7 protein-coding genes are annotated in these 12,880 nt (G+C 52.9%); 6 read left to right on the top strand and 1 reads right to left on the bottom strand.

Annotated features, from left to right (window positions below; translation table 11 throughout):
- Positions 1-330 precede the first annotated feature (330 nt).
- From Q31a_RS16380 to Q31a_RS16370, 3 genes are all read left to right on the top strand, one after another.
- Positions 331-2,739 (top strand): serine/threonine-protein kinase, encoded by a 2,409-nt coding sequence (locus Q31a_RS16380; RefSeq protein ID WP_145080073.1) that lies wholly within the window; start codon positions 331-333, stop codon positions 2,737-2,739.
- A gap of 799 nt (positions 2,740-3,538) precedes the next feature.
- A complete protein-coding gene (locus Q31a_RS16375; RefSeq protein WP_145080070.1) occupies positions 3,539-5,101 on the top strand; it encodes an RNA polymerase sigma factor in 1,563 nt (520 codons plus the stop codon).
- An 800-nt stretch (positions 5,102-5,901) separates the two neighbouring features.
- Positions 5,902-7,032, top strand: coding sequence for a glycoside hydrolase family 88 protein (locus tag Q31a_RS16370; RefSeq protein WP_197355328.1), 1,131 nt, complete (start codon positions 5,902-5,904; stop codon positions 7,030-7,032).
- A gap of 307 nt (positions 7,033-7,339) precedes the next feature.
- Here the strand turns inward: Q31a_RS16370 and Q31a_RS16365 are convergent, their stop codons facing one another.
- The gene (locus tag Q31a_RS16365; protein ID WP_145080064.1) at positions 7,340-7,990 is read right to left on the bottom strand and encodes an ECF-type sigma factor; all 651 of its coding nucleotides are present in this window, start codon (positions 7,988-7,990) and stop codon (positions 7,340-7,342) included.
- A 1,034-nt stretch (positions 7,991-9,024) separates the two neighbouring features.
- Here Q31a_RS16365 and Q31a_RS16360 point away from each other — a divergent pair.
- From Q31a_RS16360 to Q31a_RS16350, 3 genes are all read left to right on the top strand, one after another.
- Positions 9,025-9,852 (top strand): CvfB family protein, encoded by an 828-nt coding sequence (locus tag Q31a_RS16360; RefSeq protein WP_145080061.1) that lies wholly within the window; start codon positions 9,025-9,027, stop codon positions 9,850-9,852.
- Positions 9,853-10,593: 741 nt separating this feature from the next.
- Positions 10,594-11,181 (top strand): sigma-70 family RNA polymerase sigma factor, encoded by a 588-nt coding sequence (locus tag Q31a_RS16355; protein WP_231690795.1) that lies wholly within the window; start codon positions 10,594-10,596, stop codon positions 11,179-11,181.
- Positions 11,178-12,878, top strand: coding sequence for a FecR domain-containing protein (locus tag Q31a_RS16350; RefSeq protein WP_145080058.1), 1,701 nt, complete (start codon positions 11,178-11,180; stop codon positions 12,876-12,878). Before Q31a_RS16355 ends, Q31a_RS16350 begins: the two co-directional genes overlap by 4 nt.
- Positions 12,879-12,880: the final 2 nt, after the last annotated feature.

Genomic DNA, 12,880 nt, shown 5'->3' with positions numbered 1-12,880 from the left:
ACAGCCAGTCGGTGAGCTAACTGTGCGATGTGCAGTCGCAATGAGCCGTCACATTAGATCAATGCGGAACGGCTGATTTTCATAGACGATTAAACGCCCGTAGATCGAAACCGCCGACCAGTGAGGCGGTTGAGTTGTCGCTGAAGGCGAGTCGATTTCCGTCTTTCAATAGTAGTGAAGTAGCAGCTCGGTTTCGATTTCGCGAAAACTAGATGCTTCCCTTTGAGAGACTATCTTTCAGAATGATACGATCAATGGGACGCAACCTTCTCCATTCCGATGTGGTAGACTGCTGGAAAAAGAAAATTGTCTCGGAGAGTTGAATTATCAATGGATAGTCTGCAGGATCAATTGTTGATTGACCGACTAGCGGAACAGTTTGAACAAGAATTTCAAGCTGGCAAGAAACCCAGGATTGAACAATTCCTTTTATCACAACAACTCTCACTCCGCCCGAGCCTCCTCATTGAGCTTTTAAAGCTGGAAGTGGAGTTGCGAAGGTCTGCAGGCGAAAAACCTGAGTTGCGTGAATATCGTGAACGATTTCCTGAGTGCGGCACAACTGTTGAAGAATTCTTCTTCCCTGCGCGCAAGTCGCCAAACAAGACCGGTACGTTAATTCCTCCCGGCACTTTGGCAGTAGACGAGGTTGGCGATGTTTCGCAACCTTCTGTTGTACCCAAGAAACTTGGACGCTACGAGCTTTTGAAATTGTTGGGTACTGGAGGGATGGGAGCTGTTTACCTGGCGGAAGATCCTCTTCTAAAGCGATTGGTCGCAATTAAAGTTCCGCGATTTGATCATGGCTCATCCATGCGACTCCGGCAGAGATTCATTAGGGAAGCCCGCTCAATTGCGGCCATTCACCATCCCAATATCTGCCCGGTATATGAAGTTTCAGACGAAGGCAATCTACCATATTTGGTCATGGCATTTGTTGAGGGCAAGCCGCTGTCCGAATACTTGCTACAGAAGAGACAATATGATCCCAAAGTTGCGATACGGCTTGTCCGCAAAATTGCCATCGCCGTTGGCGAGGCTCACAGTCAAGGCATTGTGCACCGCGACTTGAAGCCTGAGAACATTATGATTGATAAACGCAATGAGCCAATTGTAATGGATTTTGGACTAGCCTTATCGGCGAGCGATAGTGGCGACAACTCACGGCTGACACGGTATGGGCAAATCCTAGGGACTCCTGCCTACATGTCTCCTGAGCAAGCCTCAGGCAGAATCGAGGAAATTGGACCACCAGCTGATGTCTATAGCCTGGGAGTCTTACTCTACGAGCTGCTCACGGCCAGACTTCCCATTGAGGGGACAAATACACTACAGCAGTTGATTAAGATTGCGAACGAAGCCATCACCCCTCTGGCGCAGTACCGCGCGGACATAGAAAGTCAGCTAGCGGAAGTCTGCGAGCGTGCACTTAATAAGATACCAAGTGACCGCTTTGCAGACGCGAACGAGCTGGCTAAAGAACTTCGCAAGCTGGCTGACTCCAGCAATACCAGTATCGAACGGGAGAAGCTAACGTCGGTGGAGAACAAGCGAAGTGAGGAGGTTGCGGGAGGTAAGGTCAGCGAAGAACTAGTGAGCGTCAATCCTTCCCCCCTGAAGGCTCCGTCGCTCCAGCGTGCCCAAGACGCGAGATTTCAATGGCCGATTTACATTATTGCTGTCGCTGCCCTTGTTTGCGTTTCTGTGCTTTTGCTGGTCTTGCCCCCAATGAAAGCTCTGACGTTATGGAATGGGGGAGAGAATAGCCAGCATAATGCGGATGAAACTGCGAGGAGTGGTAACTCCAGTAGCCCTGAAGACTCAATTGGACCGTCCCACACAAATGAAGAATCTCAACTCAAGTCAAGTGTTCTATTTAGCGGTCTGCCCTCGCTCTTTGGTGTTTGTTTACAACCCAAAACCGGACGAATCTTTATCGGTGACTCCCAAGCGAACCGCCTAATTGCGTATGACGGAAATATTCTAAAACTCAGCAAGACGATGGAAGAGTACGGGAGGGGGGTAAAATTCACGTTTGCATCCGAAGATCAGCTCTGCGTTCTGCACGTTCTTAAGGGAAGCGAATTGTCTCTCACCGTTTGGGACACATCCAGCAGTGATGCGATTAAGCTGATTCGCGTTGAGAGGCTAAGTTCCTCGAGCACTGTTGGTCAAGCAGGAATATGTGCGGACCATAACCAAGTTGTCGTGGCAAACGGCAAGTGGTTGCACCGTGGAAATCTTCGTGCATCTGCGGCAGAGTCTTTCTTGCGAAGCAACTCTGATAAATCATGGTCTGATTTGCACTCTCCAGCGTTTTCCAGGTCGAATATTCCGCTTTTAACACAGAGTCCGTCACTACTATTGTGCTTCAACAGTTCCAACATGGGATCGGGGAACAGTTCAATTCTGTACTTGGATGCACTAACGCTAGAAACAAAACTAAAGGTACAACTGAATTCGTTTCAAGCTGCGTTCGTGGATATGAAGTTTAGTCCTACCTCAGGAAGGCTATATGTGCTCTTCAATTCGATAACCGATTCCGCGGAACATTTGCATCAAGAAGGACTCTATGAAGTCCTCTTGCCTACGGCGCCGTCCCAACACGGGAAGCTGAATCACATCATGTCAATCGTTGGAGGTGCCGGGATGGACTTCCACTCTGATGGAACCCTCTACCTAGCGCATACTGATACCAACGGAGTTGGCCAATTGATTAAGATCTCGCCGATGCTCTAGTTTGCCCGATGGGGAGAAAGCAATGCTGTTTCGGAAACAATGGTGTCAGAAATGAATGGCACTGTCGCGTTCAAGGCGTGATCCGATCATCGCACAAGCTGGGCTAGGATTAGTGGGGGGCGATCCGCGTTAGTAAGGGTGGTCATTTTAGATGTAGCCAACCTTGGTGTCAAAATGGCGTCCTCCCGGGGGAACTCGCCTGTAAAGAACCAAGGAGGGTTTTTCATTTTGCGTGGATACCTCAGTACCCGATTCCCCGAGGATATCCCCGAATTCCGCTGACGCGTGCACATCGGTAACACACTCGCCTGGGCATCTCATGGTAGGAGATCGCCCACCAGGAGCGATTCAAGAGTTTTCCATCCCAGATACCGACGGTTCTTCAGCGGATCTCGCTATATCGTATCTCGCGATGTCGGGCGAAAGGCATTGCGAGTCCGACGTGCCGGTGGGATCGAAGACTGGAAATGGGGGCTCTACACTGCTGGGGCAATCGGCACGAAACGGGACACATTGCGACTGCTATACTGGCCCTCGATTGTCTTCTAAATTGGATCCGGCGCGCCAATGAACCACTGAGCGACATGGAGCAAGAGGCCCTTCGGTAGTGTGTCTCTGAGGGAGAGGTTGAGACTAAGCCACCTGACACCTCTTCGAAGCCCCAATTGGTTTTTCCAAACATTGCGATGGACTGGAAAAGTTGGGAGATTCTGTCACAAACCGCTCGTCACCTTCGACTTCTCGTTGACGGCTTGAATCTCGGGCCGAACAGCATTGACGCGATGGAGAATTACGATTCATGACGCAAACCATTGCCGATCTGGTGCGAGCCTCAGCGGCTGGTAATCGCACCGCTTTCGAAATGTTGGTTAGTCAGACTGCTGCGATGGTTACCGGAGTGGCTTATAGCACGTGTGGCGATTTCGCACTCAGCGAAGACATCGCTCAGGATGCGTTCATCGAGGGGTGGAAGAAGTTGTCGTCGATTCACGAGCCGGAGAAATTCCCGGGCTGGATTTGCACCATCGCACGACGACGGGCCATTGACGCAGTGCGTAGCGCGAAATCCACAGGCGGTGAGTGCTCGCTCGACAGCATGGCGTACGAAATTCATGACCTCAAACAACTTACGCCTGAGGCTATCATGTCACAGCATCAAGAACGCGAATTGGTGTGGTCGATGCTCGCTCGCTTACCTGAAGCCTATCGTGAGCCAATGGTGTTGTTCTATCGATGCGAAGAATCGACGCGTGATGTTGCGACAGCTTTAGGAGAAAGCGAAGCCAATATTCGTCAGCGACTCAAGAGAGCACGCGATATGCTGCGGACCGAAATGGCCGACTCGATTCGCAACACACTCGGGGCAACCGTACCTAAACCCGCCTTTGCCATAATGGTTGTGGCCACACTTCCTTCGAGCAGCTATGCAGCTGGCGCGGCAGCCACCACTGCAACTGCTGGAAAGGCGAGTAGCGCGGTCGGTACGGCTGCCGCATCCGCAATTGGAGGCGCAGTTCTTGGCTCGTTGATGGGAATCGCCGGTGGCGTTTGGGGGACATGGATGAGCTGGAGGAACTGCGAGTATGTGAGTCAACAAAGGTTCATCTTACGTCAAGCAATACTATTTGCTGCTGGACTTGGAGTCTTCGGAATCCTGCTATCCATGTTGGTGGCAGCACGCATGCAAGGATTCATTGCACGGGACTCCGTCTATGTTAGCCTGTTGGTTGGGCTGATCGCTGTCAGTCAGTGCCTCAATTGCGCATGGATTTGGCGGGGCATTCGTGGCTACAAACGATTCGGTAAGGAAGCGAAGTTAGGAGGGGAACCGGTTCGTGAATCAGTACAACGAAAGCTAGACACTGTCCGAGAGCATACCCAAGTGTTGCACTTCGACGGCAGTGTTACCAACGAGGCATTTCGCTGGAGCGGTGGCGGATGGTTCGGAAGTTGCGCTGGATCCACGGCGTGGATGATACCGTTAGCCGTAGTCGCATTTCGGCATGGTTCGATCTCCGTGGCGATTCTTACTTGCCTATGCTGTCTCTTGCTGGTAGCTCTAGCATTCCTCGTTTGGCAATTTCGCGAATACATCAATGCTTACGTGGCCTATCAAAGCTTGCTGCTAGTCGTTTGGGGGATGACGGTCCTCGTATTGGCCGGCATTCAGTTTTGGGGCAACGAAGAGACTCAAGAATTGGTGCGTTGGTCTCCCTGGGGATGGTGCATTCTCATCATTTTTCCGGTGCTTTCACTACAGTTTTGGTGGATCCGCAGAACCTTTCAGCAGACTATGTGGGAATATCGAGCCTCTAGAGAAGCAAAGGTGTCCGAAGGATCTAGTGGTGTCAGTAATCAGTGATTGCTAACTGGCGTTTGCTTGGGCCCAATGGATGCCAGCCCGAAGCAATCGAGCTTGTCCACTGGGATTTACTATCGGCGCCGCAATCGAGGCGATGCACGCAGTACGACCATTGGCAAAGCGGAGGACGTTCCATGTATTGGTACGTATCCTTAGTGAGGAGCGTCTGCGATATCCTTTCGAACCCTGAGCTGCCATGGGAGACGCAACCACGCTCATTGAGTCCGCTAGCCCATGGAAGACGGGGTGATGAGTTACTTCCAGACTTGTGTTCCGCTAACGCATACACCTTGGTAACACGCTCGCCTTGGCACTTGATGGTAGGGGATCGCCTACCACAGGCGATTCAAGAGCTTTCCCTTCTCGGATACGGATGCTTCTTCATTGGATCTCGTTAGGCTATATCTTGCGATGTCGAGCGAAAACGATTGCAAGCCCGACGTGCCAATGGGGGTGAAGACTAGAAATGGGAGCCTTCCGTCTCGTTTCAATCGGCCTAATTCCGCCCAATACTAGTGTTATACTAGCCTCTCGATCGTCTTCACAATTGGCTCCCTCGCGTCAAGGAAGCATTGAGCAACAAGGGATGTGAGGCCGTTGGGTGGGGCTTGAGAAATTGCGATCTATTGGGGGTAAGATGGGGCGAATCGGTCGCCAAACGCCTCCGTTTGGAGTCGACTCTCCGATCGCGCGTTGGCACGGTCCTGTGTTACGGAATGAAAACGCCAATACGACTCATGACACGCCAGTGCCATTCACTGCTACCACCTTTAACAAGCCAGAACCGATCTGAGAACTCGATGACTGCTACGCGGCTACTGCTCTTCCTATTGTTGACGACCTCATGCAATGTTTTTGGTGCAGCAGCGCAGGCCCAAACGCCACTTGGTGACGCGGCGACGCGCGTTGCGAGCAGCCTAGTTGAGGGCAATGTTTCGCTGCAGCATTACAAGCGTTCGCTGGCCTTGGAAGGGCTGTTGCGGTGGGCACAAGCGGCTGGGGATGAACCGCATGTGCAATCGGTTTTCAAACAGGCGGCTGAAGCTGGCATCACTCCCGGAAGCGACGGAAGTTTTCGACGTGGGCCCTTCAACTGTCTAGTATTTTGGCTGTATGAGGTCAGTGGCGACGAAAACTGGCTTCCAGGTTTCCTGCAGCAAACTAAGAAGTATTACAGGACCGTGCATCGAGGTTGTGAAGGGGCGATTGAGCATCCGCGGGGAGAACAACGTGGCGGCGGAAATTCGATGCTGATCGACGCGTTGCAGGATTATTCCAGCCGAATGGCAATGCTCGGACGCTTGACCGAGGACGAAGCCTATTTTGTCGAGGCGGTAACGCAACATCGCATCTATCGTGATATTGTGCGCGATCCAACAACGGGACTTTGGTGCCAGGGGCGAGGATGGGGAGAGGATCCCACCGCGTTATCGCCGGGTGCTTGGTCGCGGGGGCACGGTTGGCTAATTCGTGGGATGGTAGACACGCTGTTGTTGATGCCACCCCAGTCAAGCGAAGCCGAAGAATTGCGTGGCTACCTGCGTGAATTGGCCGATGCGCTGATTCGCGTGCAGCAGGCGGATGGGATGTGGCACTGCCTGCTGAATCGTCCGGCAAGTGAATCGCCAGCTGAAACCAGTGGCACGGCATTGATTGCCGGGAATTTGGCAATTGCCGTGGCGGAGAACTTCCTCGAAGGCGACCAGTATTCCCATGCTGCGAAGCGAGCCTTTGCGGCGTTGCCAAGATATGTCGATCAGGACGGTGTGGTGCTGTCGGTGAGTCCAGGACCTGGACCGCTTAGCGAAGAAGAGCCCTGGTTAGTGCAAGAGTTTCCAGCAGGCGATCAACACGGGCCATTTGCAATCCTGTTCGCAGCTTTAGGTGAACAACGGCTCAGCGATGCTGAAAAGCAACCCCTCGAGAACTGAATATGGCTGAGCCGCGTGCGGGAGGGGGACTCAGCGCTTGGGCTCAGAGGCACCGAGAATTGCAGTGCTTCGAACATAACGCGTGACTAGCGGCAGAGGCTAGCGGCAGAGGCTAGCGGCGTCCCTGTCGATGATGGGCGATCGGCTGAAATGCAAGTCGGATGGATTTCTTGCACTGGCGCCGAAGTTGAACCGATTTTGCGTCCCATCCAGTACGATTGGGAGCACGCTGCGGATCGCAATCGGCAGTCTCCCGTACCACCACTGACCGAATTACGAATGGTGGCCTTCTGCGTTTGCGCAACTATTATCGATCCGTTTCTGGGGCCGGATCGGAAATTTCTGCTTGAGGCTTCGCAACGTTTTCGAACAATTCCTGTTGGCATTTCTCTCGGATCAGGTGCAAACGGCGTTCAATAGTTCGTTCGGAGCAGCCAAAACGCGCGGCCAGCTCCGCGTTCGAGTAACCCTCAAGCTTGGCGCTTGCCAAATCTCTGAGGTTTCCGGCGCCCAAATGAGAGAAAAATTCCTCAATGGATTCGCGCATCATCAGCGCCATTTCAGGCGATGGCTCGTCTCCGATCACCTCGAAGACGTTGTGGTCGCTGCCCGTTGGATTCAAAGAGTGAACTTCGACGTTACCACCACGACGCTGCCGCCGATCGTGCCTTCGCTTGTCGACCACCTTCCTTGCCGACATTCGCAGCAACAGACGCCAAAGATCGTCGCGATCGGACAAGTCCGGAAAGCGTCCGTTTTCGGCAGCGTTGTAGAAGCTATCGAAGACGCTCAGCACGATGTCTTCTTCGTCAGATACGGCGCGGTTTTGTCCGCGCAGTCTAGCTCGTACTGAACGCACGAGACGGTCGAAGTAGTGTTGCCAAATCCGATCCGCAGCGGCAGAGTCACCGCCCTTGACCAAGTCGATCCAGTGGCTGATATTCGTGCTTTTCGACATTCGGGAAGCCGACCGTTGAGAGAGGGGCAGGGAAAAAGATAGCGCGTTCAATGGTACCACATGCTAGTGGGCCTCGAACACGGATGTCGCCGTGCTTGATGCGGTTGGTGATCGATCCGCGACTTCTGCTCTCCAAACTGTTGCTGGTGCAAGGTTGGGAGAGTTGCTGTGGTCCTACTCCGCTTCCAGACCGTAGCAGCTCGCAACCCAAGAATAACTTGCTGAGAGCAACCGTTAGCTAGTGCATCCAACGAACCACAATGCCGTGGGGCGTTGTTCTGTTTGCCGTCTGTTGGAACGCATTTTCGGGATCTCGATTCTAAGCTAAGTTTGAGGACGCGAGTCTTTGGAAGGCTGGCAATTTGTGAATGGTGCGGACGATAGCGGCTCATCGCGATGCTTTCGCGCGCTTGTCGACGGTATTTCGATGCCCTGAGACCGCCTGCGCAGAATTAGGGGCATTTTGATACTGCAAGCCGCCGCGTAAAAACTTCGTTGCCTGAATTGGAGCTGCATTCCCACATATCCGAAAGGTTGCGAATCGAATTGCTGTCGAAGCCAATTCGCCATTGCTCGCGTGGTGGACTACTATAGCAACCAGTGTGGGAGGGGGATCGGCTCCAAGCGGCGAAGTCCGAACCACCTGATCGTCAAGGAGGAGTTGGAACGATAAACTATCTCTTAAGTAACGGCGGATATGGGGGCATCGCCACGGCCAGGGGCGGCCCATTCAGCTCAAGAAATTGTTATCGTTCGCCGAAATTGAGCGTGCGCCATTTTCAGCGATTCTGTGAGGCGGTTGGGTGGGCTGCCTGATTGAACTCCAGGTATCTATCTGCCGCTCATTTACCTGGCAATAAACTTGCACTGAAACCGGACAGGGAGCTTGGAGGCACCAATAACACATTGGGGATGCCGCACCTGTGCACCGAGCTTCGGATAGGCTGCCTATCACTTCCGGTCCATGAACAGTTCCGAAAATTCACCATCCACTTTGATCAAGTATCCGCGAAAAGCACTGAAGCCCTATAACCATGATTCATATCGGCAGGACCTATAATCTAAGAGTGGTAAAGGAGACTGAATTCGGATTCTATCTAGACGCTGAAAATCTAGATCAGATATTGCTTCCCTCAAAGCATGCTCCAGACAATTTGAGTATCGATGATACTGTCGATGTCTTTCTGTACCTAGACTCGGAAGATCGCCCCATCGCGACCACTCAAACTCCGAAAGCTGAGGTCGGGGAATTCGCTTATTTGGAGGTCAAAGACAACAATCAGATTGGTGCGTTCTTAGATTGGGGATTGGACAAAGACGTCTTGGTCCCATTTGCAGAGCAGCATCGGCCGATGAGCGTGGGGGAATCCTATATCGTTTATCTCTACCTCGATAATCGAGAGCGGATCGCAGCGACTTCAAAAATTGATAAAGTCGTAATGGAAGATGGCCCACATGATTTGCTTCCGCAGCAGTCGGTCGATTTAATCATCGGAAACAGCACCGAGTTAGGTTTCAAAGCGATCGTAAATCATAGTCATTGGGGATTGCTGTACAGAGATGAGGTTGATCAACGGCTTAGTTTTGGGCAGAGTATCCAAGGCTATGTCAAGCATATTCGCGAGGACGGAAGAATTGATCTGAGTCTGAAAACTGCGCAGGAGATTCGCGATAATTATCATCAGGTTATTCAAGATTATTTGCGCGACCACGACGGTTTTGCACCGGTCCACGACAAGTCCTCTCCAGCTCAGATCTTTGATCTGTTGGGGATGAGCAAAGGGCAGTTCAAGAAGGCGATAGGTGCCCTGTATAAACAGAGAGTCATTACGATTGAGAAGGATGGAATACGAGTGGTTTGATCTATTCGTCCAACTGCACCTGCCCCGTGGTCCGATGGGCTAGAACGATGGAGGGCGGTAGACACAAGACTCGATGATTTTGCATTCCGAGCGGAACGCTTCGCATCGCCGGTGCAACCAGAAGCTCGGCGGTATAACGAGCGTAGTACGGAACATTGAACTTGGAGAGGCCAACGCACCCGACCGACCGTATGCCGAACCTGCGGAAAATTGCTGCTGCTCCCCGGCGGAAGAAACCCGATCAAACTCACAAACGACCGCTGCTTAACGGGCCGCTGCCTGGCGGTGCGGAGGGGGCAAGGCGAAAAATGGTTTGGTTACCGCTGAGCTCGGCCTGCCGTATCGCTGATGATGGAATAGCATGAAATCGAGGTTGGACGGGTCGAGCGGTATTAAAGTGTACTGGTTATCGTGTTTGAGAGAGGAAAATGCTCAGCCGTATGCAAAGCGAAGCCGTGAGCGTCGTTATACTGGGGAGGAGATTTTCTGTTAGGCCAAGCGAACGTTCGCCCGAATGCGCTTGCGGGGGCGATAGCCTGTTCGGCTCAGGAGTGTTTCTGCAGGTGCGCCCATCTGAAGCCACTAATGACCTGTGGAAGTGAACGACCTATTGGATGTTTTGGTGGGTTTCACAGCCTTAGAGACTGGAATCGAGTTTTTCATCGTTAAAGTGGTCCTTGCGGGTAACCTTATGCAATCTGCTGCCATACTCCTAAAGAGATGACTTCCAATGAGATGACCATGAACTCTTTACCCAATGATCCGAACGTGACTAAAGCCCTGCAACGTGTTTTACGCGGCGAGACGGCAGAATTCGAAGTTGTGCTGCGCCGGTATGAGAGAGCGTTAAGGGGGTGGTTAGCGGCACACGTGCCGATGGGCGTTGATGCGGATGAAATTGCGCAACGTAGCTTTGTGGCTGCGTTTTCGCGATTGCAAGAGTTCGAAATTGGTACTGATTTTGGAGCTTGGTTGTTCACGATTGCACGCTACCAATTGATGACTGAAAAGACGCGTTTGCGCCGAATTGCGGACTATCATGCTCGTTACGGACCGGAGTTGTTGCAGAGAGAATTGGATCGTCGCTGCAGCGAATCCCCCGAAGTGTGGACTACGAAACTTGAATATTTGGAACAATGCCTAGAGTCGCTGGGGGATCATCTTCGCCGTTTTGTGACGTGGCGTTACGACGAAGAAATCCCTCTTCAAGAGATCGCCGCCCGCAGCGGTCGTTCGGTGCCTGCCGTGAAGAAACAGCTTTGGAAAATTAGGGGGAAATTGCAGGAGTGCATCGATGCAAGGCTTGCGACAGAGGGGGGGGCGTCGTGAATCATCAAGACCGTTTCGCCGAATTGTGGACCGACTATCTCGAAGGCGAGTTAGACGAGCGCGGACTCGAAGAGCTGCATGAGTTGCTTTCCGCGGACGACTGCTACGTGCAGCGCGCCGCCGACTTGCTGCAAACGCATCGGTTGCTTGGGCTGGTGATGGCCGACTCCTTACCGCAACAGGATGCTTTCGTTCGTCAGACATTGGCTCAATTGCCGGAAAACCAGGATGAGTTTGTTAGCCAAGTGATGTCTCAAGTTTCCGTTAATCCGGACGCTTCGGGGCTCCCACGGAAAAAGGGGCGAAGGGAACGCTCAGCTATATCGCCTACCGCATGGCTGGTGGCCGCTTTGATTCTGGTGGCAGTCATGACGTTTGTCTTCCGCCCCATGGGGCCGACACCTGTTGCCATCGACGATTCGCGTCCGCGCGGTACGGCAGTGGTGGATGATCAGGTTCGGTTAGTAAGTAGTGCGCATGCAAAATTCTTTGGAGAGCTTTCTCCGCCGGTGGGGTCCGTGCTCGCGCCACGGCGTGAGTATGTGCTCATGAGCGGTCTCATTGAAGTCCTATTTCCTACTGGAGCTTCGGCGATTCTTGAAGGCCCAGCGGTCTTTCACGTTTCGTCTGACGAGAGTTTGGCACTGGACGTAGGTCGCTGCTCTGTGCATGCGCCCGAGGGGGCAGAGGGGTTTCATATCGAAACGCCGGTGACGCGCGTGGTGGATCGTGGTACCCGATTTTCCGTGAATGTCGGTGAAATGAGTGAAACGGAGGTGCAAGTCATCGAAGGGGCTGCCGATATCTACGATGTTCAGCGAGTGGCGGACTCGCACGCAGCCGACGACACGGCGGAGCGATTGGTCGACGGGGAGGCGAAGAGGTTTCTGGGGGCAGGTGCCTTCGCGACGGAGAACGTTCCATTTGAGGCGAGCGTCTACCGGAGCGAGTTGCCTGACCGCGTTGTCTCCTATGAGACAATCTTGGGACCCGAGGGGGGAGCCGAACACTTGACCAGCGTGACCGTCCAGCGCGGCGGCAAAGCGATTCGATTTCCCGTTGACTCCCTGATTGCTGCTCAGCTCACCTGGTTCAGAGCGACAGTCACGCGCCCGTTTCTGTGTGGTGGGGAAACGCTGCCATCTCCCAGACATGAGACCTTGCGGGATGACAGCCTTATCACCGGGGTAATCAATCCTGATGGAAGCGTCGAGCCGCTAACAACCGATCCGATCATGGAGGGGAAAGCGGGGACACCTGGCATGGCGATTCGATTCGACCAGCCGATTGTGAATGGTCCTGGAGCGGATGTGATTATTTTCGATCTGCAAACATTTGGAAATCCGCCTGACGGTGATGCGTTTCATGTCAGTCCGCTGAAGTTCCGCGACGGACTCAAGTCGTACACGGTTCGCAAGTATGATCTGACGATGGAATCGCCTGAAGCGAAAGTGCTGACGAACTTCCATGTCCACTTTTTTGCAGAAAATGCGAGCTCACTCGCTGAACTCAATTCATTAAAGATCTTGCCACAGCAACAAAGCATCCAATTTCGCGGACTGGCCGTCGGGATTGATCTCACAGACTTGGGATATGCTAACGGTGAGATCATTGAAGGACTTTTTATTCAGGATGCACTTGATGACGGGCACTATGTTGATCCTGTCTTCATCGCTGGCCTACCGGAGGAAGAATGAGA

This window comes from Aureliella helgolandensis, from assembly GCF_007752135.1.
Taxonomy (GTDB): Bacteria; Planctomycetota; Planctomycetia; order Pirellulales; family Pirellulaceae; genus Aureliella; species Aureliella helgolandensis.
Note: the sequence above shows the minus strand (reverse complement) of the source record. Positions and strands in the feature narration are given on the sequence as shown.

Bases quoted from the DNA above. Each gene is read 5' to 3' on its own strand.
- Q31a_RS16370 (WP_197355328.1), top strand. From the start codon at position 5,902: ATGACTGCTACGCGGCTACTGCTCTTCCTATTGTTGACGACCTCATGC.
- Q31a_RS16360 (WP_145080061.1), top strand. From the start codon at position 9,025: ATGATTCATATCGGCAGGACCTATAATCTAAGAGTGGTAAAGGAGACT.
- Q31a_RS16375 (WP_145080070.1), top strand. From the start codon at position 3,539: ATGACGCAAACCATTGCCGATCTGGTGCGAGCCTCAGCGGCTGGTAAT.
- Q31a_RS16380 (WP_145080073.1), top strand. From the start codon at position 331: ATGGATAGTCTGCAGGATCAATTGTTGATTGACCGACTAGCGGAACAG.
- Q31a_RS16355 (WP_231690795.1), top strand. From the start codon at position 10,594: ATGAACTCTTTACCCAATGATCCGAACGTGACTAAAGCCCTGCAACGT.
- Q31a_RS16365 (WP_145080064.1), bottom strand. From the start codon at position 7,990: ATGTCGAAAAGCACGAATATCAGCCACTGGATCGACTTGGTCAAGGGC.